This window comes from Mesorhizobium sp. M2E.F.Ca.ET.209.01.1.1 (assembly GCF_004010375.2).
GTDB lineage: Bacteria > Pseudomonadota > Alphaproteobacteria > Rhizobiales > Rhizobiaceae > Mesorhizobium.
In genome coordinates, this window is sequence record NZ_SADP02000004.1 from 442542 (window position 1) to 464369 (window position 21828).

Sequence of the window (21828 nt, forward strand, 5' to 3'; positions counted from 1 at the left end):
TCGATATGACTGAACCCGGTGAAGGCAGTTCCCACGGTCGAATTGACGACAAGCAGCTCGTCATTCTGCTGAAGCAAAAAACCGGCATCTCCGATGCTCAAGCCAAGAGGCTGATAAAGGCCGTCGGGCGCGACCGGCCGTCCCTTTTGCGAGAAGCCCGGATCATTAGGGCGCGCGTTCAAACGTCCACGTCAGGGCGCGTGTGAACGGCGGAATGCGGCATGTTCTGCCGGCAACCGTGAAGGCGCTCGGCGGCCTGCGGTTTCGTGGACCGCGCCGAGCAAGGCAGCGGCTCGTTGAAGTCAGGCGGCTTGCACGGGCGGGCCGTTTGCGCGATGCTGAACGGTGATGACCACCCAGTATCTGGATCACAAACTGGAGTGTCCGTTTTGCGGTGTCATCCGTTTGAACATTCCAGCCGATGCCCAACCCACAACACCGATCCATTGCGCCGAGTGCGGTGCGTATCTCGGCACGTGGGATGAGCTTCAAACCGACTTCGAGCAGCAAGGCGGCACGGACGGCGTTTTCCGGCTGGACAAGGGGCGTATCCAAAAGCTCAATTCCAGTCGGTGAGAAGGCCGCGGCCGGCGGCTCGGATGCCGGCTGATCGATTGCTCGGCGCGCCGAACATTGGGCCTGAGAAATGGAGCATGAGAGCATCGCCAAGTCCTTGACGCTTCAAACCCTTAAACCCATATCGAAGTCGGGCGCAGACCGCCGCGGTCCCCGCCCCTATCAAACTCAAATTGTTCGTTCGACTTGGAGGATCTTATGAACGATCGGATGTTCGACAGCCCCGTTTTCGTCAAGAGCGGAAACAGCCTCATCCAGGAAATCGCTTGCCTCGAGGATGCCCTGGAATTCCTCTATGAATGGCCCAAGAACCGGCGCGGGCCGATCTATGAAACGGCGCTCCGCGCCTGCCAGGGGGCCTTCGACAGCGGCTTTCCGCTGACGGCCGCCAGAGAGGCATTTTGCGGTTTCGCGAAATCCGCCAGAATCCATGAAGACGTGAGCACCACCCTGCCCTGGATGATCGGCAAAGGCCGCAAGGGCGGCGGGCTGACCGCCTAGCATCGCCGCGGATCGAGGGAGTTTGCAATGTTCGCCAAACCGTTCGAAAAACCAATCCGGGTCTGGGTGGGACTGGGATTTCCGCGTCAGTTGAACACCGTCTTGGACGCCTATCAATTCGCCATCGACTGGTGCGGCAATAGCCCCGAGCAGAAGGCGGCCATCCGTGCCTGCAGGGCCGCGCTCGCCGGGGATGTTGATGCGGAAACTGCGAGGGGCGTTTTCGTCGCCTTTGCGCGCAAGAAGGACATCCTCATCGAGGATGGCGCCATTCCCCTCGCCGTCCTTGAAAGTGCTCACCCAAAACATGCCTGATGTAAGTGAGGCGGCGGCCAGCGCCGCCTCATTCGCTCTCGGCCGCGATCGCCGGTAGCGAAGCACGATCTTCACGTTGCCCCCTGGATAGGAACCAGATCGGGGCTGCCGCGTCATATAGGCAGGTCCTTGTCGCGGTTCCGGAGTGACGTCGATGGTCAGGTTCCTTGTTGTCGTCGCGGTGGCGCTCGGCATTGCGTGCGGCGTCACGCAGGCGGGGAGGCTGGAACCCGACGCCGTCAATCAAGCGCAATTCAGCGAAGCCGAACCCAAAGGCGTCAGCCCCATGCTGCTCAAGGCGCAGGTGCTTCTGGATCGCGCCCGCTTCTCGCCCGGCCTGATCGACGGCCGCGCGTCGCAGAACTTCACGAAGGCCGTCGCGGCCTTCCAGGCGGCGAACGGACTGCCCTCCGACGGCAAGCTCACGCGGGAGACGTGGGACAAGCTCGCGGCGACCTTCGCCGGCCCGGTGCTGACGAGCTATGAGACGACCGCGAAGGATGTGCGCGGCCCCTTCACCAGGCGTATCCCGGCCCGCATGGAGAGCATGGCGCGTCTCAAGCGCCTCGACTACCGCAATGCGCGTGAGAAGCTGGCCGAGCGGTTCCATATCAGCGAAGAATTGCTGAGAATGCTCAATCCCAAAATCGGGTTCAACAAGGCCGGCACGACCCTGGTCGTGCCCGATGTCGGCCGCGGCGATCCGCCTTCACAGATAGCCAGCGTCGAGGTCGACAAGGCATCGCGCCAGGTGCGCGCGCTCGATGCGTCGGGCAAGGCGATTGCCGTCTACCCGGCCTCGATCGGCAGCGAGGAAAAACCGGCGCCGAGCGGCGCGGCCGAGGTCAAGCGCGTGGTGCACAATCCGACCTATCACTACAATCCGAAATTCGCCTTCAAGGGGGTGAAGACCAGGCATCCCTTCACCATCGCCAAGGGGCCCAACAATCCCGTCGGATCGGTGTGGATCGACCTCTCGATCGAGAGCTACGGCATCCACGGCACGCCAGACCCGGGCAAGATCGGCACCACCTTCTCGCATGGCTGCATCCGGATGACCAACTGGGACGCCGAAGACCTTGCCGCCATGGTCAAGCCGGGCACGAAGGTCGAGTTCAAGGACGAGTCTGCGCAAGAGGGACAGGCCCAGTGAATGCCGCAGACCGCGAGCCGGTACGCAGGTCCGCTGCATAAATCCAGCTTATCATGACCCCTCATTTTTGAAGACGTTACACAGGCTTTTCGCGCCTGTAGCTTCGACGGCGCTCTTTCTCGGCTCGGTCAGAAATTGGTGGTTTGATGCAGACACATGCGCGGGTGGTGATCGTCGGCGGCGGGTGCGTCGGTGCGGGAATTCTCTACGGGCTGGCCAAGCGCGGCTGGACCGACGTGGTGCTGCTGGAGCGCACGAAATTGACCGCCGGCTCGACCTGGCACGCGGCGGGGCTGATCCCGTCCTATGCCCGCAACATCAATGTCGGGCGGATGATCAACAAGACCATCGAGATCTATGAGGGGCTGGAGGCCGAGACCGGGCAGCCGGTGGGCTGGCACAAATGCGGGCAGTTGCGCATCGCCAATTCGCGCGACCGGCTCGACGAGTTCAAGAGCTATATGAGCGTCGCCGAGGTGCAAGGCATGCGGGCGCAATTGCTGACGCCCGACGAAGCGCGAAAGCTCTGGCCGCTGCTCGACAACAAAGAGATGCTCGGCGCGCTCTACCATCCCGATGACGGCCATATCGTACCGGCGGACGTGACGCACGCCATGGCCAAGGGCGCGCGCGATCTCGGCGCCAAGGTCTATCTCAACACCGAGGTCACCGGCTTCAGGCGGACGCCGGGCGGCGAGTGGCTGGTCGAGACCAACCAGGGCAGCATCACCTGCGAGCATGTGATCTGCGCCACCGGCAATTACGCGCACCAGACCGGCGCGCTGCTCGGCCTCGACATTCCGGCGATCCCGATCCTGCATCAGTACTGGATCACCGAAGCCGTGCCGGAAGTGGTGGAGCGCAAGCGCTCGGGCCGGCCCGAAATGCCGATCCTGCGCGACGAAGGGTTTGAGGGCTATCTGCGCGAGGAAGGCGATGGCCTGATGTTCGGGCCGTATGAGCGCACCGAGCATCTGAAGCTGTTCGCCGAGGACGGTGTTCCCGCCTGGTTCGGCGCCGACCTTCTCGAAGAGGATTTCGAGGCGGTGTCGTGGAACTGGGAGCAGGCCTTGCGGCTGGTTCCGGCGCTCGGGCGCGTCGGCATCAAGGCCAATGTGCGCGGGCCCTTCCAGATGACGGCCGACGAGCTGCCCTTGATGGGACCAGCTTGGGGCCTGCCCAATGTATGGCTCGCCGAAGGCGTGCCCGGCGGTATCCTGTGGGGCGGGACAATCGGCTACTATCTGTCGGAGCGGATCGTCGAGGGCTCCAACAGCCTCGATGTTTCCGACCTCGATCCGCGCCGCTTCGGCGACTACGCCAACAAGGAATGGACGCGCCAGAAGGTGCGCGAGGCGTGGGGCACGCATGCCGAGCAGAAATATCCCGGACAGGACATGCCCGCGGCGCGGCCGCAGAAGACCGCGCCTTCCTATGACAGGCTGACGGAGCTGGGTGCGGTCTGGGGCGTGCTCAACGGCTGGGAGATGCCCAATTGGTTCGCTCGCGACGGGGTCGAGGCCAAGGACCAGTATAGCTGGCGCTGGACGCCCAAGGGGAATCTCGTCGGCGAGGAAGTGCTGGCGGTGCGCAACGCCGTCGGCCTGGTCGAGATGACGCCGATGACCAAGTTCGAGGTGTCGGGACGCGGCGCGGCCCGCTGGCTGGACGGGATCATCGCCAATCGCCTGCCCTCAGTCGGCAAGGTGACGCTGGCGCATCATCTGACGGCCAATGGCGGCGTGCAGGCGGAATATATGGTGGCGCGGCTTGGCGAGGATCTGTTCTACCTGATCTCGACGCCGCGCGCCGAGCGCTGGAATTTCGACGACCTCTCGAGGTTGCTCCCCGCCGACGGCGGCGTCAGCCTGAAGAACGTGACGAACGACCGCGGCTGTTTTACCGTGGTCGGTCCGAAGGCGCGGGAGGTGCTGCAGCCGCTGACGGAGATCGATCTTTCCAACGAAAACTTCCCCTGGTTCGGCGTCAGGACCGGCGGCGTGGCCCTCGCCGGCGACGTGCGGCTGCTGCGCGTCAACTATGAGGGCGAGCTCGGCTGGGAGCTCTACCACCCCCTGCCCTACCAGCGGCAATTGCTCGACGCGATCCTGAAAGAAGGCGAAAAGCACGGCATGCGGCTGGTCGGGCTGCATGCGCTGGAGTCGCTGAGGCTCGAAAAATCCTATCGCGCCATGTATCGCGACATGAACCCGGAGCTCAACGCGCTGGAGAGCGGGCTGGAGCGCTTCATCCGCCTCGACAAGGGCGATTTCGTCGGGCGCGACGCCGTTCTGAAATACAAGGAGCGCAACGACCAGCGCCGCTCGGTGACGCTCAGGATCGACACCGACGGCGCCAGCACCTTTGCCAATGAGGGGCTCTACAGCGACGGCAAGCTGGTCGGGCGCATCACGTCCGGTGGCTATGGCTATGCGCTGGGACATGACGTGGCACTGGCGCTGCTGCCCGAGCGTTTTGCCAAGCCGGGCACGAAGCTCGACGTCGCGATCCTCGGTGACTGGAAAGTCGCCGAGGTGGTTGCGGATTCGCCTTACGATCCGACCTCGGCCAGGGCGCGGATGTAACAGGCGGGGCCTGCAAAGGCCCCGTTGCCGACGTGTCCTTCGGATGGGAAGCCCATATGCGCATCGAGCGGATCAGCGTCTATTCGACCCAATTGCCGGTCAAGAACGGCGTCTACCGCATGGCCAGCGCCGATGTGGAGGCGCTGGACTCCACACTGGTCGAGATCATCACCGATGACGGGCTCACAGGCTGGGGCGAAACCTGCCCGATCGGCCCGGTCTACCAGCCGCATCATGCGCTGGGCGCCCGCGCCGCCATCGCCGAGATCGCGCCGGGACTGATCGGCGCGGAAGTCGCCTCGATCAGGCTGCTCGCCAGGCAGATGGACGAGCGGCTCAACGGCCACGGCTACGCCAAGGCCGCCTTCGACATGGCCTTTCTCGACCTGCTCGGCCAGAAACTCGGCGTGCCGGTCTCGACGCTGTTGGGCGGCGCGCTGACGGACCGCGTGCCGGCCTATTATTCACTGATCGTCGGGGCGCCGGACGAGACGGCACGGATCGCCGCCGACAAAGTGAAGGCCGGCTATCCGCGCCTGCAAGTGAAGGTCGGCGGGCGCAATCTCGAGGAAGACGTCGCCGTAGTCCACAAGGTCTGGGAAGCGGTCGGCTACAAGGCGCGGATCGCGGTCGACGGCAACCGGGGCCTGACGGTGGCCGCCGCGATCCATCTCGACCGGCTCTGCCAGGCGATTCCCTTCGTCTTCGAGCAGCCCTGCAACACGATGGACGAGATCGCGACGCTGAAAGGCCGCGTCACGCACCCGGTCTATCTCGACGAGAGCACCGAGGACCAGAACGCGGTGCTGCGGGCAATCTCGCTCGGTATCGCCGACGGCTTCGGCTTCAAGGTGACACGCCTCGGCGGCCTCACCAGGATGACGACGGTTCGCGACCTTTGCGCCATCCGCTCGCTGCCGCATAGCTGCGACGACGCCTGGGGCGGCGACATCATCGCGGCTGCCTGCGTGCACCTGGCCGCGACGGTAGAGCCGCGCCGCATGGAAGGCGCCTGGATCGCGCAGGAATACATCAAGGGCCATTTCGACCAGAAGCACTCGGTCGTCATCAAGCAGGGCCATGTCGCCGTGCCGCAGCGGCCGGGGCTGGGCGTGAAGCCGGAGCCCGGCATGTTCGGCAAGCCGTTGGCGATATACGGGCGCTAGGCCGATCGATTACTCGTGAATGACACGGATCGTTCCGCCTTGTCCTGCGTTCTTGTGGCACGCAACGGAGGAACGGCGATGGACGACGATCGGACCGAGAAGATCAGGCAGCGGGCGTATGAGATCTTTCAACGCGAGGGCGGTATCCTCGGCAATCATGAACGGCACTGGCAACAGGCCGAGCTGGAGATCGACCGCGAAGCGGCGCTGCCGCTGACGGCGGACGACGCGCTGCCCGAAACGCGCGAGATCGACAGCGCCGATGTGCTGACGGTGGAGGCGCTCGCCATGCGCGCCGGCATTTCCGTCGACGAGGCGCGGGAACTGCTCGACCGGCTCGGCAACGATCGCGCGGCGATCGAGCAAGCGGCGCGGAGCTTGCAGGCCAAGCGGCGCAGCTGACGAGCCGGCAACCAGCCTACCTGCGCTCCAGGGTCAGCACGACAGGCACGCCACAGCCACGTCCCGCGCTGCCTGGCCGGCATTGTCGTCCGGATGATGTCGGATCTGGGCGGGAACCGCGATAAGGCTGGCTATCACAGAGCCCCTGCCGCAATTCGGACGGAACCCCAGGCCGCATCGGTGGTTTCTTCCTGTACACCACAGGAGATGCGCCATGGACCACACCAGCCACGTAAGACTGACCAACGCCGAGCTCACGCCGGACATCCTCGAAGGGGCCACCATTTATGGGCCCGACGATGAAAAGATCGGCTCGGTCGACCATCTGCACGGCAGCCAGGTCGTCATCGATGTCGGCGGCTTTCTCGGCATCGGCGCCAAGCCGGTGGCCGTCACCGCCAGCCAGCTCGATTTCATGCGCGACGAGGACGGCGACGTGCATGCCGTCACCAGCTGGACTAAGGACCAGCTGAAGGCGATGCCGGAGCATCGCGACTGACGCGTTGCGGCTGTGAATGAATGAAGAAACCGGGCCGGTGTTGTCGGCCCGTTTTTTTGCGCGCCGCAATATGGATCGTCCGGTTCGCGCAAATCTCGCCTCCGTGAGATTGTTCATGTCCGCGTCACAAGGTTCTATTGTATCGGCGGCCTCCATCTTGCCGCCGTGCTCAACAAGACCCAGACGGTCGACAAGCAGTCCCGGTCAGCGGCGCACGGCCACGACGAGACAGGCGCAGAGCGCCACATTGACGGTCGCGGCCAATGCGAGGGTCGTCAGGACAAGATTGCCGCCGCCGATGCCCAGAAGCAGCGCTCCAATCGAGGGCGCCGCCGCCTGGATGACGAGGCTCGGCGTTGCGAGCTTGCCCATCAGAACGGCGTATTGCTGCGGATCGAACAGCACCAGCGGCAGCGCGCCGCGCGCGATCGTGTGGATGCCGTTGCCCGCGCCGTAGAGGATCAAAGCGAGGGCAATGAAGTTCTGGCTCGCCAGGAGCAGCCAGATCCCGGCCGCGAGCAGCGATACGGATGCCAGCATCGTCCAGATCGGATGATGCCGATTGCGGCCGATCAGCAGCTCGGCCACGCGCGCGCCGACCTGTGACGGGCCGACCAGGGCGCCAAGACCGACTGCCGCCGCCAGGCCGACGCCGCGCAATTGCAGCAGCGTCAGCAGGTGGACGGAGAGCGTGGATGCGATCATCGCGGCCAATGTCAGGATGGAGGCAAGCAGAATGAAGCGTACCCGCGTCCCGCCCGTGGCCGATGCCTCTTTCGACCTGCCTATCACCGGCGCGGGCGCCGCGGGTGGAGGCGGCGGTATCACCCAAAGGTGGAGCGGCAGGCAGATCGCCAGATGGATCGCGGCATAGGAAAGGCAGGCGATGCGCCATCCGCCATGCTCGACAAGCAAGGCGCTGAGCGGCCAGCAGACGGTGCTGGCGAAACCACCGAAGAGCGTCAGGTTGGTGATAGCGCCGCGTGCTGCCTGACCATAGAGCCGCCCCAGCGTGGCGAAGCCGGCGTCGTAGAGACTGCTCGACATGCCCAGGCCCATCAGCAGCCAGGCAAACAGGTAAAGGGGATAGACAGTTGCCGTCGCCAGGAGCGAATGCGCGGCCGCCAGCAGCAGCGAGCCGGCGGCAAGCACCGGACGGCCGCCATGGCGCTGGATCAGCCGGCCGGTGACGGGGGATACAAGCCCGGCAAGCATCAGCCCGCAGGACAACCCGGCAACGACGGAAGCGAGCGACCAGCCGGTATCTCTTGCAATCGGCGCGGCAAGGACCGCGGGCAGATAGTAGGACGATCCCCAGGCGAGGATCTGCGTGATTCCGAGGGCCGTGACGAGAACATGACGGTTGCGCTGGACGGGCGCAGGCGCTTCGGCCTTCACGGATTGCTCAAAGCCCATTATCAATCGAGCCTCGAAGGGGGAGCAAATGCGTATCGCGGTAATCGACCAGGCCGAAGCGACGGCGCAGATCGACGCCCTCGCCGGGCTGTTGATGCAGAGCATAGAGGATGGCGCGCTCGTCGGCTTCGTGCTGCCGTTCGATGCCGAACAGGCCCGGTCCCATTGGCAGGGCATCTTCCCCTCGCTGGCGGACGGGGAACGCCTTCTCATCTGCGCCTATGTCGAGGACAGGCTCGTCGGCGCCGTTCAGCTCTATCTGTCGCCGGAACCGAATGCGCTGCACCGGGCGGAGGTTTACATGCTGCTCGTGCATCGAGATTTCCAGCGGCAAGGCATCGGTTCCGCGCTCATGGCATCCCTGGAAGACGAGGCAAGGAAAAGAAAACGCTCGCTTCTCCTTCTCGACACCGCCGAGGGCGGAGCAAGCGAGCGGCTCTATCGGCGCATGAATTGGCGGCAAGTCGGCGTCGTGCCACATCATTCCGTCGACCCGTTCGGCAAACCAAGGGCGTCCATCTATTTCATGAAGCACCTGACGCCCTAAGCGGGAGGCAGGGACGTTTTGATTTTTTCGCAATTCCGGACGGAAAACCGCTACGCACTTTTCCCGGAATTGCTCGTATAGGCGACCTTCTCGCCGTCCTCCTTGATAAACTCCCGCACCGGATTGTCGAGCAGCGGCAGCACCGCTTCCGATGGCCGGCACAGTCTTGTCCCTTTCGGCGTCTCGACGATCGGCCGGTTGATGAGGATCGGATGGGCGAGCATGAAATCGATCAGCTCGTCGTCGCTCCATTTCGGGTCGGCGAGACCGAACTCGGCGTAGGGCGTTCCCTTCTCCCGCAGCAACCGGCGGGGTGTGATCCGCATCGCCGCGATCAGTTCGAGCAGCCGCTCGCGGCTCGGCGGCGTCTTCAGATATTCGATCACCACGGGCTCCTCGCCGCTGGCGCGGATCATGGCGAGCGTGTTGCGCGAGGTGCCGCAAGCGGGATTGTGGTAGATCGTGACCGTCATGGTTCTGCTTTCAAGAGATGGGATTGCTGAACGGTTTCGGGCTTGAGGAGCCAGCCCATCAGCGCAAGCGCGATCAGGGCGCCGAGCAGCTCGGCGACGATGAAGCCCGGCAGATCGACCGGCCTGATGCCGGAGAAGCTGTTGGTGAGCGAGCGCGCCACGGCGACAGCGGGATTGGCGAAGGAAGTGGATGCCGTGAACCAATAGGCCGCCGTGATGTAGAGCCCGACCAGCCACGGCACGGCCCGCCGCTCGAAGCGCATGCCGGCGAGAATCACGGCGACAAGGCCGAATGCCGCGACGCATTCGGAGAACCATTGCGCCGGGCCGGTCCGCGGCTTCGTCGCGATCTCCAGAACCGGCAGGGCGAACATGAGATGCGCCGCGACCGTGCCGGCGATGCCGCCGATAAACTGCGCGGCGACATAGGCAAGGAGATCGCGGGCGGGCAGCGACCGGTTGAGACAGAACACCAGCGACACGGCGGGATTGAAATGCGCGCCGGAGATCGGCCCGAGGATGGTGATCAACACCACCAGCATGGCGCCGGTCGCGAGCGTGTTGCCGAGCAGCGCCAGCGCGGTGTCATGCGTCAGCGTCTCGGCCATGATGCCGGAACCGACAACCGTCGCCACCAGCAGACCAGTGCCCAGGGCTTCGGCGACGAACCGGCGCGAGAGATCGAAAGCGTTCATCGGTTGACCCTGGGTCGGGCAAGGAGCGTGACGGTCATTGCCGGGTCCCCTCGCCCGGCGCGCAGCAAGATGCGGCAAGCGCCGGCGCGCAGATTTCCGGGCGGCCCGAGCAGCAATCCTCCATCAGGAACCGGATCAGCCCGGACAGCGCGTCGTATTCGGCGCTGTAGACGATCGAGCGGGCATCGCGCCGTGCGGTGACGAGGCCGGACCGTTCCAGTTCCTTGAGGTGGAAGCTGACATTGGAGGGCGAGACCTCGACCTGTTCGGCGAGCGAACCGGCGGCGATTCCATCCGGCCCGGCGACGACCAACAGGCGCAGCAGGCGCAGGCGCGTCTCCTGCGACAGCGCGCCAAAGGCGATCAGGGCTTGACGTTCATCCATATTTCAATAATCCTTGAAATGTTGAAATGAGGAATAGCCGACATGCTGTCTTCTGACAATCATAAAAACGCCAACCCGATCGATCCCTCCGACCTGACCATCGGCGACCTGCTGAGCGCGCTGGCCGATTACAAGGACAGGCCGCTTGTTTTCCGCTATGACGGGCGGCCGGTTAAAGCAGGCTATCATGTCACCGAGGTGAAGGCCGGGCAGTTCTCGGCGCTGGATTGCGAGGCGAATCCCGAATCCTGGTCGGAGATCTTCGTTCAGCTATGGGACGTGGACGAAGGCGGGCCGGTCCATATGCCGGCCGGCAAATTCGCGGCGATCATCCGCAAGGTCTCGGATCACGTGGCCCTCGACCAATCGGCGAAACTGACCTTCGAGGTCAGCGACGGCGTCCGCCCGATGGAACTGCACCGGGCGGCCCAGCCAAGCGTCGTTGGCGGCGCCATCGAGGTCGAGCTTTCGCCGCGGCCGGCGAGCTGCAAGCCGCGTGACCGCTGGCTGAAGGAACAGGCGGTTGCGGGCAAGCCGTGCTGCGGAGAAAGCCGCTGCTGCTGACCCGGCGAAGGGCGCCGCGCCCCGCCGCATCAGAATTTGATCAGGCCATTGGCCTGCAACAAATAGAGGCCCACGAGAACGATAGCGATCAGCGCCACCCAAACGGCTGTCCTGCTCATGCGTGAAGTCCCAGTTGATCGGCCCTCATGAACGCACGCGCCACGGTTGCGTTCCCCATGTGCCGGGTTGCACGCCGCGCGGGCAGGATCAAGTCACGAATTGCTGAGCGGCGGGCCGCGCGTCAGTCCTTCGGCGCGTTGCTGTAGAGCGCCACGCCGATGCGGTCGTTGCGCCGCCACCGCACCAAGGCGCGATAGGTCGTATCGTCGGCTGGGACCTCGAGCAGGAAGCGCTCCGGGATCTGCGTATCGGCGGCGACGCGCAATTCCGCGCCCTGCTCGTGCTGGTTCCTGACCGAGCAGCCGATCCTGACGGCCCCGGCAATGATCGTGGCTTCCTTGAGCACGAATTCGCGCGCATGAAGACGGCGCTCGGTCTCGGGATAATTGGCCATTTCCGACGGCTCCTAAGGCAAGGCTCTCCTCGCCACGGGCGGCACCATAACAGCGAGGTGTTTCCGTTCCGTTAGCGATCGCTGAAACGACGAGCCTTGATATGCCTCCGCACGGTTGTCGAAGCTTGACAGAATCCGCGTATGTGAAGAACCGACAGTTCAGCCGACGGCAACCCCGCTCGCATGCAGCACCCACCGGCGGCCGTCGCTGCGGAACTCGGTGAGCGACAGCGGCTCGATGTCGATCTTCCAGACCGAGGAGAGCGGCGCGCCCAGCACATGCAAGATCGCGGCGCGGATCGGCACGGCATGGGTGAGCGCGATGGTGTGGCCGCTCTCGCCGGCCAGCCGCTCCATCAGCGCAGCACCCCGCCGGGCCACCGCGGCAAGCGATTCGCCGCCATGGGGTGCTGCGTCGGGATCGGAGAACCAAGCCGCCATGCCTTCCGGGTCCTCAGCCTGCATCGCCTCGAAGCTTTTGCCGGCCCAGCGGCCAAAATCCTGCTCGGCAAGCAGCGGCTCGACCGCCGCGTCAAGGCCGAGCGCCTCGGCCGTCCTGCGCGCGGCAAGCGCCGGACTTGTCCAGACGCGGTCGGCCCGGCGCAGCGACGACGCGACCGCGCCGGCGCGGTCGAAGGCGCTGGGCTCCGGCGCCTCGTCCTTCGGGAAGCGGCCCTTGCGCGTGGCTTGCGTCGCGCCGCTTGCGATCATCGTCAGGCGGGCGAACATCCCAAAACTCCGTGGTCCAGTGAATTTCGGCCGCGCGAAGCCGCGTTGGCCATTACATGTCGTTGACAGGCGAACGAAGTGCTGACAAGTGTTTTAGCGCTATACGGGATTGGAAGCCGGTGCGAGTCCGGCACGGTCGCGCCACTGTGATCGGCACCAGCCGAGAGTCAGGCCTTATTCCGCAGCATAGTTGGATCAACGGGACGCAGTATCCCAAGGGAGCTCAATATGTCCGACACCACCTTCGCCCCCAGCTACGGTCCGGTTGCGATTCCGGTTCGCGAGCTTCTGCCTTGGGCGATCTTCGCCGGCCTGATGCTGATGCTGATGATCTATTTCGTTGGCGCGGAAGAAGGCGCGACGTCGCTGATCCGTGGCACGGCGGTGCACGAATTCGTGCATGACGGCCGCCACCTGCTCGGCTTCCCCTGCCACTAGGAGCGGTTCGGGGAAGGCTGAACCGTCCCAGGTTTTGGTCTGACGCAATTCCGGACGGAAAACCGTTGCACACTTTTCCTGGAATTGCTCTGGAGCGGTTCGGCATCGCTGAGCCGTTCTGAGTTTTGGTCTAACGCAATTCCGAACGGAAAAACGCTTCGAATTTTTCCGGGAATTGCTTGAAGGGACTCTGACATGGTCGGAAAACTCTTGCTGCGCGGCATGCTTGTCGGGCTGGTGGCGGGGATTCTGGCGTTTGCCTTCGCCCGCGTCTATGGCGAGCCGCCGGTCGACAAGGCGATCGCCTTTGAGGAACAGCAGGCCCAGGCGGCCGGCGAGGCGCCGGAACCCGAGATGGTCAGCCGCGCCGTTCAAGCCGGCATCGGTCTCGCAACCGGCGTGCTGGTCTATGGCGCGGCCCTTGGCGGGTTGTTCTCGCTGGTCTTTGCCTATGCCTATGGCCGGTTGGGCTCGCTCGGTCCGCGCGGCACCTCGGCGCTGCTGGCGCTGCTCGGCTTCCTCGCCGTTATCGTGGTGCCGAGCCTCAAATATCCGGCGAACCCGCCCGCGGTCGGCAATCCCGAAACCATCGCCTACCGCACCGAATTGTTCTTCATCATGATCGTCATCTCGATCGCGGCGATGGTGGCGGCGGTCGGCCTGGCGCAACGGCTGTGGACCCGGCTTGGCGCCTGGAACGCCTCGATCGTGGCTGGGCTCGCCTTCCTCGTCGTCTTCGCGCTGGTGAAGGCGGCCCTGCCCGACATCAACGAAGTGCCGGAAAACTTCTCGGCGACGGTGCTGTGGCAGTTCCGCGTCGCCTCGCTCGGCATCCAGCTGGTGCTATGGACCGTCGTCGGGCTCGGCTTCGGCGCGGTTGCCGAGCGCGTGGTCGCGGTGCGCGACCAGCGCGGCCCTGCCCGCCGCTACGCTTGAACTCCCATGCGTTGGCCGCCACGGTTTCTCGCCCTGGCGGCCAATTTTTTCGTGGCGACAGCCCTGCTGGTCTCACTGGCGGCATCGGCGCAGGCGCATAGCGGCTCATCCGCCCCGCCTCCCCCCGGCATCCAGATCCCCAGCCTCACGCATGGCCAGATGGCGGTGATCGCGCATTACCGTGGTCAGATCATCGACCTCGCCCAGCGCCAGACCGTGACCGACCCGGCCTTCCGGCGGCTCTACAATCACGGCAATCTGCAATTCACCTATTGTCTGTGGGGCCTGATGCCGGGAAGCCTCGGCGACGAGGAAAGCCCCCTCAACGAATGCAGCCACGCCTATCTCGCCACCGCCAAGGCGCTGCTCGCCTATATGGCGACGATGCCAGCGGCCGAACGCGAGGCGAAGGCGCTGATCTCCGACATCGACGCCGACATGGTGCGCAGCGGCGCGTCCTGGATCCTGTGCCAATACAGCGGCGAGGCCTTCAGCACCGGCGCGGTTATCGAGCCCAGATGGCAAGACATTGTCTTCCACCTGCCCAGCCTGGCGGTGCTGCTGGTCACGGTGGCGGCGCTCGCCGCCGCAAGTTGGGCAATCTTCGGCGCGCCGCGCAGCCGCACGGCCTGAAGCAATTCCAGGAAACGCGTGGTCACAGCTTCGGCTGACGCGCACCACTACCCGAAGATCTGATGCAGTGCCGCGCCGACCAGAATCAGCCCGGTGCCGATCTCCAGAAAGGTCGCCACACCGGCCGCGCTCGATCCAAGCCGCTCCAGCGCTGCAACCGATCCGCTACGAATATCACCGCCAGCAGCACGACGATACCGAGCGTGATCGCGACGCCCACCATCATCGCGACAGCGAAGACAAGTCCGGCCCAGGGTATGCCGCGCGAAATGGCATAAGTCATGACGAACAGCGTCAGCGGGCAAGGAACCAGTCCAGCCATGAAGCCGACCGCTTCGCCCTCGTGGACGTGATGGTGGTGATGGCCGCGCACCGCGCGCCAGATTATCCACATGCCGATCAGACCCAGCAGCCCACGGCTCAACGTTTCCAGCGCCGGGGCGCGGCCGACGCTGCCCAGCGAGATCGAGACGAGCGGCAGCGCCAGCACCGCGATAAGCACCGCCAGCGTGATATGGGTGAAGGAAAGGGCAAGCGAGGCGAGCAATCCACGAGACAATTTCACCCGCGAGCCGGCGATATAGGCGGCAAGCAGTGTCTTCGAATGGCCCGGCGTCAGCGCGTGAGCCGCCCCGAACACGACGCCCATCGGCAGGACCGCAAGGAGCGTAAGCCAGCTGCCGTCGCCGGCGAACGCCTTGAGGTGCTGAGCCACCGCCAGGTAGATCTCGCGCTGGTAGTCAAAGAGCGACTGTATCATCCATGCGCGTGCTCGTGGTGGTGGCCTTCCGGCTCGGCCATGGCGAAGGGCAGGTCCTCGCTGTCCTGACCGGCCGCCAGTTGCAGCCTGGCGCTGAACTCGTGCGGCTCGGCCGGAGCGACAAGGCTTTGCAGATAGTGATGGTCGCCGCCGACCGGCGACAGCGGCAGGCTTTCGACGGCACCGCCGGCGCGTTCGATGGCGACGTTCGCCTGCAGGCCCTCGGCGTGGCGCGAGAGGCGCAGCCGAATGCGCTCGCCCTGCGGCGTGTCAACGATCTCGAGCAGCCCGCTGGCCAGCTTGCCCGACACCAGGAACGGGTCAGGCGCGTGGTGGTGGCCACCCTCGGCCTCGAGCGCGGCAAAGCGCACCGTGGCGACGTCGAGCGCGGGAATGTGCGCGAAGAGTTCCGTCTTCAGCGAAGCGGCGATGTTGTTGGCGGCGGCGAGCAGCAGCCCGTCATTGACCGCGATCTCCACATCGACATGCAGCTTGTGGCCGAGCCAGCGGGCCTTGGCGTCGACCACCCTGTCGATCCCGGCGACATGTGCGGCGGCGTGATGAACCTTGTCGACCAGCCCCGGCTCGACACCGTCGAGCATGCGCGTCAGCACGGAGCGCGCCGACTGCCAAACGATGCCGAAGATGGCGATGGTGATCAGCAGGCCGATGATCGGGTCGGCAAGCGGGTAACCAAGCCAGACGCCGATCGCGCCGGCGACGACGGCGAGGCTGGTCAGCCCGTCGGTGCGCGCGTGGTAGCCGTCGGCGATCAGGGCCGCGCTGTTGATCTGACGGCCGACGCGGATGCGGAAGACGGCCACCGCCTCGTTGCCGAGGAAGCCGATGACGCCGGCAGCGGCCAGCCAGCCCAGGAAACGCACCGGCTGCGGATTGAACAGGCGATCGATCGCTTCGTAACCGGCCACGAGCGCGCTCGCCATGATGATCAGCACGATGGTGATGCCGGCAAGATCCTCGACGCGACCGAGGCCGTAGGTGAAGGTTCGGGTCGGCCTGCGGCGCGCCAGCACGAAGGCGATCCAGAGCGGAATGGCCGTCGTCGCATCGGCGATGTTGTGGATGGTGTCGGCAAGCAGCGCCACGCTGCCCGAAAAGATGACGACGGCGACCTGCAGCGCGGCCGTTATCGCCAGGATGACGAACGACCATTTGATCGCCCAGATGCCGCGCTCCGTCGTGGCGATCGTTGCATCGATCACGCCATGCGTGTGCCCGTGCGGCCCGTGATGGTCATGGCCGTGCGCGCCATGCCCATGCCCGCCGTGGTCATGCCCGTGCGCGCCGAAGCCGAACCAGTCGAGAATCCTCGTCAACATGAGCCGCCTCACAGATATTTGGTGAGTTGCTTCAGCTCTTTCAGCGTGTCCCGGGTCGGCTCGCCGCCCTCGACAAGGCAATGCTCCATATGGTCGTGGATCAGCTCGCGCTTGGCGTTGCCGACGGCGCCTTCGACGGCATGGAGCTGTTGCGCGAGGTCAAGGCAGGAACGGCCCTGCTCGAACATGGTGAGCACAGCGGCGAGATGGCCGTGCGCGCGCTTGAGCCGGGCGATGATGTCGGGATGGGAGCTGTGTATCGTCATGGCACGATCCTATCCCCCAGGGTAGGATACGGCAACCAAGGAACGAACCATGTCCCGCCGAGTGAGCGGATCCGCTTCCCGAACTTCGACGATCATATCGGTCGGCTGATCAGGCCGACTTGCGGGCAGGCCTGGCTTTCGAGGGTGCCTTAATGCCTTCCTTGGCCAGGCTCTTCCTCAGCACCGAGGCGAGGTCGACGACATTTTCCCTTGGCGGCGGCGCGGCCTTGGAGAGTTTCTTGCCCTTGCGCTTGGCATCGATCATCGCGATCAGCGCATCCTCATAGGTGTCCTCGAACTTCGAGGGATCGAACTTCGTCACCTTCTTGTCGATCAAAAGCTCGGCAATCTCGAGCAGGTCCTTGTCGTATTTCGGTGACGTTAGGTCTTCGAAGACGCTCTTTTCTGAGACCATCTCGTTGCGGGTGCGCAGTTCGGTGAGCAGCATGCCCTTGCCGAAAGGCTGGATGACAACCTCGCGGCCGCGCTGGTAGAGCACCACGCAGGATCTTGCGGCGACTCGCTTCTTCTTCATCGCCTCGCGCAGCACGCTGAAGGCCTCGAGCGCGGCGCCATCGGCGGGGATGAGGTAGTAAGGCTTTTCCAGATAGCGGGTGTCGATGTCGTCAAGCGCGACGAACTCGTCAACCTCCAATGTATGCGCCGAGGTGAGTTTCAGCTTCTTGATCTCATCCGGCTCGATCTCGATGAAATCATCCTTGTCCAGCTCGAAGCCCTTGGTCTGGTCCTGGGCCTCGACGACATCGCCGGTCTGCTCGTCGACATAGGCGCTTTTCACCGGCAAGCCGTCCTTACGGTTCAGGATCTTGAAATGGACTTTTCCGGTTTCGCTGGTCGCGCCGACCAGCTTCACGCCGCACGAGACCGACCCGACCTTCAGAAAACCCTTCCAGACCGCGCGCGGCGCAACCATGTGCCATTCCCGTTGTCGTTGCGATCAACAGGAACATCTGGGGCCTCGCGTGGTTCCGCGCGGGCCAAGTGCCACTAGTGCGCGGCCGCCCTGGCGTAGCGCCCGGGCGGCTGGCCGACATGGCGGCTGAAGGCGGTGCTGAAGGTGCTGGCCGAGCCATAGCCGACGCGCTCGGCGATCTCGGCGATATCGCCCTCCTGCCGGCGCAGCAGATCCTTCGCCAGCGCCATGCGCCAGGCCAGCAGATATTCCATCGGCGGCACGCCGACGCCGCGCACGAAGCGGTCGAAGAAGGCGGAGCGCGAAAGCGCGGCCTCCTTCGCCAGTTCGACGATCGTCCACGGCCGCGCCGGATCGGCGTGCATCCGGCGGATCGCCTCCGCCAGCCGCGCGTCGCCCAGGCCGCGCAGCAGGCCGGCCGGCGCGTCGGGCGTCTGCGCCTGCCGCAGGGATTCGACCAGCAGGATTTCGATCAGCCGGGCCAGCACCAGGTCGCGCCCCGAATGCCGGCCCGCCGCCTCCTCGATCAGCAGCTTCACCAGGACCGACAGCCGCTCGACGCCGCGGACATGGACCTGAGCAGGCAGCAGTGAAACCAGCAGGGCGGAATCCTCCCCATCGAAGAGGAAATAGCCGCCAAGCATGCGCAGGTCCGGCGGGCCGTCCTGCCTGCCGTGCCGGACCTCTTCAGCGGCGCCCGCTGCGAGATTGGGGTCGATCAGGGTCGGAACGACGGGTTCGAAACCTGTCATGGTGAAACCGGGTGTCGTCGGCAGCAGGACGAAATCGCCCGCTTCCAACGTCAAGGGCGGCTGGCCGTCCACCGCCAACAGGCAAGCTCCCTCGATGACGACGGCGAAGCTTGGATGGCCGAAATCCGCGTAGCGGACACCCCAGCGCCCGGCGCCGCTGATGCCCTTGGTGAACACGGCGCGGGGCCTGAGCAAGCCTATGACGTCGGAGAGCGGATCGACCATGTCAGGACTTTTGCAAACAAAATCAGGACCGTCAATTATAGATAGTCCTGCCCCCTGACGGTAACTTGCCGCCGTGCAAACCGAACAGCAAGGACCGATCCCATGAAAACCATCCTGATCACCGGCGCTTCCTCGGGCTATGGCCTGGAGACGGCGCGCCATTTCCTCTCGAATGGCTGGAACGTCGTCGCGACGATGCGAAGCCCGCGCGAGGACGTGCTGCCGCGTTCGCCGGCGCTGCGCATCCTGCCGCTCGACGTGACGGACGACAAAAGCATCGCGGCGGCGATCGAAGCCGCCGGGCCGATCGACGCATTGGTCAACAATGCCGGCATCGGCGTCGCCGGAGCTTTCGAGGCGACGCCGATGGCGCAAATCCGGAAGGTCTTCGAGACCAACACCTTCGGCGTCATGGCGATGACCCAGGCGGTGATCCCGCAGATGCGCGAGCTCCGTTCCGGCGTCATCGTCAATGTGACGTCGAGCGCCACGCTGGCGCCCTTCCCGCTGGCGGCGGCCTATACAGCGAGCAAGCAGGCGATCGAAGGTTTCACCGGCTCGCTGGCGCTGGAGCTCGCGCCTTTCAATGTCCGAACCAAGCTGGTCGAGCCCGGTTACGGGCCGACGACGAGGTTCACCGCCAACACCGGCGTCAATGTCCAGGACCTTATCCCCGAGGCCTATGCCGACTTTGCCAGGGCAGTCTTCGGCAATCTCGCCGATCCGGCGATGGCCGGGGCTCTGACCACCAGGGAAATCGATGTCGCCGAAGGCGTTTGGCGGGCCGTCAACGACACGACCGGCACCCTGCGCTTCCCCGCCGGGGCCGATGCGGTCGCCCTGTCCCAGGCCGCATAGGCAAGACCGAGGCTTCGGCGCTGCCCATTCGCCTGCGATTCACCGGGCCAGCGCCTGCCTCAACAGGCGCGGCATCGGACTTCTTCTTGTGCTCAGCTCCTTCTTCGCCTCTCGACAGGCAGTCGGGCGGCAACCAAATCCTTGTTTTCCCGTTTATTTCAGCGGCTGCCGATGCTCATCGTGTCGCCAGCTGGCTCCGGCGGCAACGACCCGCGCGGAGCGGAAAGGAGGCGTCGATGACACGGCCGGCAGTGGAGATCGGCGACAGGGTGGCCGTGATCGCCACCGTGATCGAGCGCGTGAACGACCGCGTGACGCTGAGCCTCGACGGCAACGGCCATCGCTATTCGATGGTCGAGCCAAACGCCAAGGCAGGCGACAAGCTGAGACTGGAGGGCGAGGTCGTCCATGTCGACGAGGATCTCGGACGCACGACGGTTCAGGTGCTGGGGCGGGTGACCGTCGACACCGGGTCGGTCGAGATGGTGACGAGACGTTGCGACCTCGACCATATCGGCTCGAACGTGCCTGGCCACCCTCGCCCGCGCACGCAACCGATACCGCACGGGTGAAAGCTCCCGGTGAAACGGCGGTCGCTCCTGGGGCGTTTCCGTCACCGACACTCATCGTTGTCCTAGTGGCGCTTGAAATACTGCACTTCGCGCTCGTGCTTTTCGGCCGCCTCGCGCGACTTGAACGTGCCGAGATTGCGGCGCTTGCCGGTTCTCGGGTCGACCTTGCGCGAATAGAGCCGATATTCGCCGGTTTTCAGTTTGCGGATCATGGAAACCTCCTGTGCGGGGCCATGACTCCAACCCGCCGGGGGCCGACTCGGTTCCGGTCACCATCGAGCCCGCACGCGGCCGGCGGCAAAAACGCTTCTGTCGGTGAACCATTTCACGGACGAAAACGACCCAATGTCGGAATCGACATCGCAACGACACGATTAAGTCGAATTATTTGTATTCAAATGACTTTCGCGACGTTATGCGGACGTTGCGAGCGTGCCGGATCTGAGGAGGGTGAGATGGTGACGGCGAAGCTTCACGGTGTTGAACTCGTCAGGGGACAGAAGTGGACCGTGCGCGTCACCGCCTACGGCACGACGCTGATCTTTCCCTTCGAAGCCGAGCAATATGCGCGTTCCTACGCGGATGGCCAGGCGTTCCGCCTCGGCGTCGAGGTTGTCGAGCTGAAGGACTGCGCCTGAGAGACCAAATCCGGTGCTCGTCCGTTGGCCCGCAGACCCGCACGGCTCTATACAATAGGCTCATGTCGGCTCTCGACTCGGCAAAGCGATGGGCGCGCGCCATCAAGCGCGATGCGGTGGCGCTGTGGATTGCAGCCCGTGATTCGCGCGTGCCCTGGTACGCAAAAGCCACCGCGGGCGCGGTCGCGGCCTACGCGCTGAGCCCGATCGATCTCATCCCGGATTTCATCCCGATCATCGGCTATCTGGACGACCTTTTGATCGTGCCTCTCGGCATCCTGCTCGCGGTCAGGCTGGTGCCGGCCGACCTGATGCGGGAATTCCGCGAAGAGGCCGCGCGGCGCGAGAAGCCGGTCAGCAAGGCGGGTCTCGCCTTCATGATCGCGGTCTGGGTGCTGGCGGCGCTGGCGCTCACCTGGCTGTTCTGGCCGAAACCGGCCTAAGCGTCGTTTGTAGTCAAGCTGGCCGTTCTTGCGCCAGCAGCGGCGCACATCCACTTGATTTAGCGACCTCTTGTATTCGATGCAAATCAGGATCATGCTCAAGGATGCGCGAAATTACATGCGCTGCGGGTGGGTCAAAAGGGGTAAGGCGTGATGGAGTTTGCAGTCTGCTACGACCACAGCGGGTTCGATCTGGCGCGGTCGATCTTCCTGGATCTCACTGCTTTCCTTGCGCTGTTGACGCCATGGGCGATCGCGCGGCTGATCGAGATCGCGCGCGAGGATTCCGCCGCCGGATTGCAAGTCGCGTGACGGGCTGAAAGCCGCGTTCCTGGAATTGCCCTAAAGCGCGTCGCGATCCTTCGGATTCGCTCCATGCGCTTTAGCAGGCTGCGGAAAAACCGGAGCCGTGGGGCCGTTTTGCGTTTGGTTGATGCGAGATCGGCTTATGCGAGGGTCATTTTAGCGGCTCTTTCGGCTGGTTTTGCCGCGATCGGCCGGTTTGAGGTGGAT

31 protein-coding genes and 1 riboswitch are annotated in these 21828 nt (G+C 64.6%); of the genes, 19 read left to right on the forward strand and 12 right to left on the reverse strand.

Annotated features, from left to right (window positions below):
* Positions 1-5: 5 nt before the first annotated feature.
* The 9 genes from EN852_RS11345 to EN852_RS11385 all read left to right on the forward strand — a co-directional run bounded on the left by EN852_RS11345 (position 6) and on the right by EN852_RS11385 (position 7197).
* The gene (locus EN852_RS11345) at positions 6-206 is read left to right on the forward strand and encodes a hypothetical protein (RefSeq protein ID WP_127874975.1); all 201 of its coding nucleotides are present in this window, start codon (positions 6-8) and stop codon (positions 204-206) included.
* Positions 207-348: 142 nt separating this feature from the next.
* Positions 349-576, forward strand: a complete 228-nt coding sequence (locus EN852_RS11350; protein WP_127865111.1) for a hypothetical protein — start codon at positions 349-351, stop codon at positions 574-576.
* Between the two features lie 198 nt (positions 577-774).
* Positions 775-1077 carry a DUF982 domain-containing protein gene (locus EN852_RS11355; RefSeq protein ID WP_127874974.1) on the forward strand — a complete coding sequence of 101 codons (303 nt, stop codon included), beginning with the start codon at positions 775-777 and terminating at the stop codon, positions 1075-1077.
* A gap of 27 nt (positions 1078-1104) precedes the next feature.
* Entirely contained in the window at positions 1105-1392 is a 288-nt protein-coding gene (locus EN852_RS11360) for a DUF982 domain-containing protein (protein WP_127865109.1), read from the forward strand.
* Between the two features lie 154 nt (positions 1393-1546).
* Positions 1547-2545 carry a L,D-transpeptidase gene (locus tag EN852_RS11365; protein ID WP_127874973.1) on the forward strand — a complete coding sequence of 333 codons (999 nt, stop codon included), beginning with the start codon at positions 1547-1549 and terminating at the stop codon, positions 2543-2545.
* 146 nt (positions 2546-2691) lie between these two features.
* Positions 2692-5130, forward strand: coding sequence for an FAD-dependent oxidoreductase (locus EN852_RS11370; RefSeq protein WP_127874972.1), 2439 nt, complete (start codon positions 2692-2694; stop codon positions 5128-5130).
* Between the two features lie 56 nt (positions 5131-5186).
* On the forward strand, positions 5187-6296 hold the full coding sequence (locus EN852_RS11375; protein ID WP_127874971.1) for a mandelate racemase/muconate lactonizing enzyme family protein: 1110 nt from the start codon (positions 5187-5189) through the stop codon (positions 6294-6296).
* Positions 6297-6374: 78 nt separating this feature from the next.
* Positions 6375-6698: a DUF2934 domain-containing protein gene (locus EN852_RS11380; RefSeq protein ID WP_127874970.1), complete on the forward strand. Its 324-nt coding sequence runs from the start codon at positions 6375-6377 to the stop codon at positions 6696-6698.
* 214 nt (positions 6699-6912) lie between these two features.
* A complete protein-coding gene (locus tag EN852_RS11385) occupies positions 6913-7197 on the forward strand; it encodes a hypothetical protein (protein WP_040980340.1) in 285 nt (94 codons plus the stop codon).
* 204 nt (positions 7198-7401) lie between these two features.
* On the opposite strand, the gene EN852_RS11390 is transcribed toward EN852_RS11385, so the two are convergent.
* On the reverse strand, positions 7402-8595 hold the full coding sequence (locus tag EN852_RS11390; protein ID WP_246694241.1) for an MFS transporter: 1194 nt from the start codon (positions 8593-8595) through the stop codon (positions 7402-7404).
* 46 nt (positions 8596-8641) lie between these two features.
* On the opposite strand from EN852_RS11390, the gene EN852_RS11395 reads away from it, so the two are divergent.
* Entirely contained in the window at positions 8642-9160 is a 519-nt protein-coding gene (locus EN852_RS11395) for a GNAT family N-acetyltransferase (protein ID WP_127874968.1), read from the forward strand.
* 50 nt (positions 9161-9210) lie between these two features.
* On the opposite strand, the gene arsC is transcribed toward EN852_RS11395, so the two are convergent.
* From arsC to EN852_RS11410, 3 genes are read right to left on the reverse strand one after another with little or no spacing between them, the layout of a single operon-like run.
* Positions 9211-9633 (reverse strand): arsenate reductase (glutaredoxin), encoded by a 423-nt coding sequence (gene arsC, locus EN852_RS11400; RefSeq protein ID WP_127874967.1) that lies wholly within the window; start codon positions 9631-9633, stop codon positions 9211-9213.
* A complete protein-coding gene (locus tag EN852_RS11405) occupies positions 9630-10328 on the reverse strand; it encodes an MIP/aquaporin family protein (protein WP_127874966.1) in 699 nt (232 codons plus the stop codon). The genes arsC and EN852_RS11405 overlap by 4 nt, the downstream gene beginning before the upstream one ends.
* Before the next feature lie 34 nt (positions 10329-10362).
* Positions 10363-10713 carry a metalloregulator ArsR/SmtB family transcription factor gene (locus EN852_RS11410; protein ID WP_127874965.1) on the reverse strand — a complete coding sequence of 117 codons (351 nt, stop codon included), beginning with the start codon at positions 10711-10713 and terminating at the stop codon, positions 10363-10365.
* A 42-nt stretch (positions 10714-10755) separates the two neighbouring features.
* Between EN852_RS11410 and EN852_RS11415 the strand changes: the two genes are divergently transcribed.
* Positions 10756-11277 (forward strand): DUF6428 family protein, encoded by a 522-nt coding sequence (locus EN852_RS11415; protein ID WP_127874964.1) that lies wholly within the window; start codon positions 10756-10758, stop codon positions 11275-11277.
* 241 nt (positions 11278-11518) lie between these two features.
* Here EN852_RS11415 and EN852_RS11420 read toward each other — a convergent pair whose 3' ends face one another.
* Together EN852_RS11420 and EN852_RS11425 are read right to left on the reverse strand one after the other, a co-directional pair.
* Positions 11519-11791, reverse strand: coding sequence for a PilZ domain-containing protein (locus tag EN852_RS11420; RefSeq protein WP_095815889.1), 273 nt, complete (start codon positions 11789-11791; stop codon positions 11519-11521).
* A 159-nt stretch (positions 11792-11950) separates the two neighbouring features.
* Positions 11951-12520 (reverse strand): histidine phosphatase family protein, encoded by a 570-nt coding sequence (locus EN852_RS11425; RefSeq protein WP_127874963.1) that lies wholly within the window; start codon positions 12518-12520, stop codon positions 11951-11953.
* A gap of 84 nt (positions 12521-12604) precedes the next feature.
* A riboswitch (adenosylcobalamin (AdoCbl) riboswitch) is annotated at positions 12605-12747 on the forward strand.
* A gap of 1 nt (position 12748) precedes the next feature.
* Between EN852_RS11425 and EN852_RS11430 the strand changes: the two genes are divergently transcribed.
* From EN852_RS11430 to EN852_RS11440, 3 genes are all read left to right on the forward strand, one after another.
* Positions 12749-12958 (forward strand): CbtB domain-containing protein, encoded by a 210-nt coding sequence (locus EN852_RS11430; RefSeq protein WP_112100494.1) that lies wholly within the window; start codon positions 12749-12751, stop codon positions 12956-12958.
* A gap of 195 nt (positions 12959-13153) precedes the next feature.
* On the forward strand, positions 13154-13894 hold the full coding sequence (locus tag EN852_RS11435) for a CbtA family protein (protein ID WP_127874962.1): 741 nt from the start codon (positions 13154-13156) through the stop codon (positions 13892-13894).
* Positions 13895-13900: 6 nt separating this feature from the next.
* Positions 13901-14527, forward strand: coding sequence for a hypothetical protein (locus tag EN852_RS11440; RefSeq protein ID WP_127874961.1), 627 nt, complete (start codon positions 13901-13903; stop codon positions 14525-14527).
* 85 nt (positions 14528-14612) lie between these two features.
* On the opposite strand, the gene EN852_RS11445 is transcribed toward EN852_RS11440, so the two are convergent.
* The 5 genes from EN852_RS11445 to EN852_RS11465 form a co-directional block, all read right to left on the reverse strand.
* Positions 14613-15287: a sulfite exporter TauE/SafE family protein gene (locus EN852_RS11445; RefSeq protein WP_127874960.1), complete on the reverse strand. Its 675-nt coding sequence runs from the start codon at positions 15285-15287 to the stop codon at positions 14613-14615.
* A complete protein-coding gene (locus tag EN852_RS11450) occupies positions 15284-16627 on the reverse strand; it encodes a cation diffusion facilitator family transporter (protein WP_127874959.1) in 1344 nt (447 codons plus the stop codon). Before EN852_RS11450 ends, EN852_RS11445 begins: the two co-directional genes overlap by 4 nt.
* 8 nt (positions 16628-16635) lie before the next feature.
* A complete protein-coding gene (locus tag EN852_RS11455) occupies positions 16636-16893 on the reverse strand; it encodes a metal-sensing transcriptional repressor (protein WP_127865088.1) in 258 nt (85 codons plus the stop codon).
* 109 nt (positions 16894-17002) lie between these two features.
* A complete protein-coding gene (locus tag EN852_RS11460) occupies positions 17003-17827 on the reverse strand; it encodes a Ku protein (protein WP_127874958.1) in 825 nt (274 codons plus the stop codon).
* A gap of 74 nt (positions 17828-17901) precedes the next feature.
* On the reverse strand, positions 17902-18804 hold the full coding sequence (locus EN852_RS11465; RefSeq protein WP_127874957.1) for an AraC family transcriptional regulator: 903 nt from the start codon (positions 18802-18804) through the stop codon (positions 17902-17904).
* A 102-nt stretch (positions 18805-18906) separates the two neighbouring features.
* Here EN852_RS11465 and EN852_RS11470 point away from each other — a divergent pair, with 102 nt between their 5' ends.
* Together EN852_RS11470 and EN852_RS11475 are read left to right on the forward strand one after the other, a co-directional pair.
* A complete protein-coding gene (locus EN852_RS11470) occupies positions 18907-19662 on the forward strand; it encodes an SDR family oxidoreductase (protein WP_127874956.1) in 756 nt (251 codons plus the stop codon).
* A 236-nt stretch (positions 19663-19898) separates the two neighbouring features.
* Complete coding sequence (locus EN852_RS11475) at positions 19899-20234, forward strand: hypothetical protein (protein WP_095815898.1); 336 nt, start codon at positions 19899-19901, stop codon at positions 20232-20234.
* A 62-nt stretch (positions 20235-20296) separates the two neighbouring features.
* On the opposite strand, the gene EN852_RS11480 is transcribed toward EN852_RS11475, so the two are convergent.
* Positions 20297-20446, reverse strand: a complete 150-nt coding sequence (locus EN852_RS11480) for a hypothetical protein (RefSeq protein ID WP_095816402.1) — start codon at positions 20444-20446, stop codon at positions 20297-20299.
* A gap of 243 nt (positions 20447-20689) precedes the next feature.
* On the opposite strand from EN852_RS11480, the gene EN852_RS11485 reads away from it, so the two are divergent.
* The 3 genes from EN852_RS11485 (at position 20690) to EN852_RS40815 (ending at position 21627) form a co-directional block, all read left to right on the forward strand.
* Entirely contained in the window at positions 20690-20872 is a 183-nt protein-coding gene (locus EN852_RS11485) for a hypothetical protein (RefSeq protein WP_036258067.1), read from the forward strand.
* Between the two features lie 62 nt (positions 20873-20934).
* Positions 20935-21315, forward strand: coding sequence for a YkvA family protein (locus tag EN852_RS11490; protein ID WP_127865083.1), 381 nt, complete (start codon positions 20935-20937; stop codon positions 21313-21315).
* Between the two features lie 150 nt (positions 21316-21465).
* Positions 21466-21627 (forward strand): hypothetical protein, encoded by a 162-nt coding sequence (locus tag EN852_RS40815; RefSeq protein WP_189401379.1) that lies wholly within the window; start codon positions 21466-21468, stop codon positions 21625-21627.
* The last annotated feature ends 201 nt before the right edge of the window (positions 21628-21828 follow it).

Bases quoted from the DNA above. Each gene is read 5' to 3' on its own strand.
- EN852_RS11380 (WP_127874970.1), top strand. From the start codon at position 6,375: ATGGACGACGATCGGACCGAGAAGATCAGGCAGCGGGCGTATGAGATC.
- EN852_RS11360 (WP_127865109.1), top strand. From the start codon at position 1,105: ATGTTCGCCAAACCGTTCGAAAAACCAATCCGGGTCTGGGTGGGACTG.
- EN852_RS11430 (WP_112100494.1), top strand. From the start codon at position 12,749: ATGTCCGACACCACCTTCGCCCCCAGCTACGGTCCGGTTGCGATTCCG.
- EN852_RS11420 (WP_095815889.1), bottom strand. From the start codon at position 11,791: ATGGCCAATTATCCCGAGACCGAGCGCCGTCTTCATGCGCGCGAATTC.
- EN852_RS11480 (WP_095816402.1), bottom strand. From the start codon at position 20,446: ATGATCCGCAAACTGAAAACCGGCGAATATCGGCTCTATTCGCGCAAG.
- EN852_RS11405 (WP_127874966.1), bottom strand. From the start codon at position 10,328: ATGAACGCTTTCGATCTCTCGCGCCGGTTCGTCGCCGAAGCCCTGGGC.
- EN852_RS11450 (WP_127874959.1), bottom strand. From the start codon at position 16,627: ATGTTGACGAGGATTCTCGACTGGTTCGGCTTCGGCGCGCACGGGCAT.
- EN852_RS11415 (WP_127874964.1), top strand. From the start codon at position 10,756: ATGCTGTCTTCTGACAATCATAAAAACGCCAACCCGATCGATCCCTCC.
- EN852_RS11445 (WP_127874960.1), bottom strand. From the start codon at position 15,287: ATGATACAGTCGCTCTTTGACTACCAGCGCGAGATCTACCTGGCGGTG.
- EN852_RS11410 (WP_127874965.1), bottom strand. From the start codon at position 10,713: ATGGATGAACGTCAAGCCCTGATCGCCTTTGGCGCGCTGTCGCAGGAG.
- EN852_RS11395 (WP_127874968.1), top strand. From the start codon at position 8,642: ATGCGTATCGCGGTAATCGACCAGGCCGAAGCGACGGCGCAGATCGAC.
- EN852_RS11385 (WP_040980340.1), top strand. From the start codon at position 6,913: ATGGACCACACCAGCCACGTAAGACTGACCAACGCCGAGCTCACGCCG.
- EN852_RS11470 (WP_127874956.1), top strand. From the start codon at position 18,907: ATGAAAACCATCCTGATCACCGGCGCTTCCTCGGGCTATGGCCTGGAG.
- EN852_RS11375 (WP_127874971.1), top strand. From the start codon at position 5,187: ATGCGCATCGAGCGGATCAGCGTCTATTCGACCCAATTGCCGGTCAAG.
- EN852_RS11455 (WP_127865088.1), bottom strand. From the start codon at position 16,893: ATGACGATACACAGCTCCCATCCCGACATCATCGCCCGGCTCAAGCGC.
- EN852_RS11465 (WP_127874957.1), bottom strand. From the start codon at position 18,804: ATGGTCGATCCGCTCTCCGACGTCATAGGCTTGCTCAGGCCCCGCGCC.
- EN852_RS11490 (WP_127865083.1), top strand. From the start codon at position 20,935: ATGTCGGCTCTCGACTCGGCAAAGCGATGGGCGCGCGCCATCAAGCGC.
- EN852_RS11485 (WP_036258067.1), top strand. From the start codon at position 20,690: ATGGTGACGGCGAAGCTTCACGGTGTTGAACTCGTCAGGGGACAGAAG.
- EN852_RS11425 (WP_127874963.1), bottom strand. From the start codon at position 12,520: ATGTTCGCCCGCCTGACGATGATCGCAAGCGGCGCGACGCAAGCCACG.
- EN852_RS11355 (WP_127874974.1), top strand. From the start codon at position 775: ATGAACGATCGGATGTTCGACAGCCCCGTTTTCGTCAAGAGCGGAAAC.
- EN852_RS11350 (WP_127865111.1), top strand. From the start codon at position 349: ATGACCACCCAGTATCTGGATCACAAACTGGAGTGTCCGTTTTGCGGT.
- EN852_RS11345 (WP_127874975.1), top strand. From the start codon at position 6: ATGACTGAACCCGGTGAAGGCAGTTCCCACGGTCGAATTGACGACAAG.
- EN852_RS11370 (WP_127874972.1), top strand. From the start codon at position 2,692: ATGCAGACACATGCGCGGGTGGTGATCGTCGGCGGCGGGTGCGTCGGT.
- EN852_RS11365 (WP_127874973.1), top strand. From the start codon at position 1,547: ATGGTCAGGTTCCTTGTTGTCGTCGCGGTGGCGCTCGGCATTGCGTGC.
- arsC (WP_127874967.1), bottom strand. From the start codon at position 9,633: ATGACGGTCACGATCTACCACAATCCCGCTTGCGGCACCTCGCGCAAC.
- EN852_RS11440 (WP_127874961.1), top strand. From the start codon at position 13,901: ATGCGTTGGCCGCCACGGTTTCTCGCCCTGGCGGCCAATTTTTTCGTG.
- EN852_RS11460 (WP_127874958.1), bottom strand. From the start codon at position 17,827: ATGGTTGCGCCGCGCGCGGTCTGGAAGGGTTTTCTGAAGGTCGGGTCG.
- EN852_RS11435 (WP_127874962.1), top strand. From the start codon at position 13,154: ATGGTCGGAAAACTCTTGCTGCGCGGCATGCTTGTCGGGCTGGTGGCG.
- EN852_RS11475 (WP_095815898.1), top strand. From the start codon at position 19,899: ATGACACGGCCGGCAGTGGAGATCGGCGACAGGGTGGCCGTGATCGCC.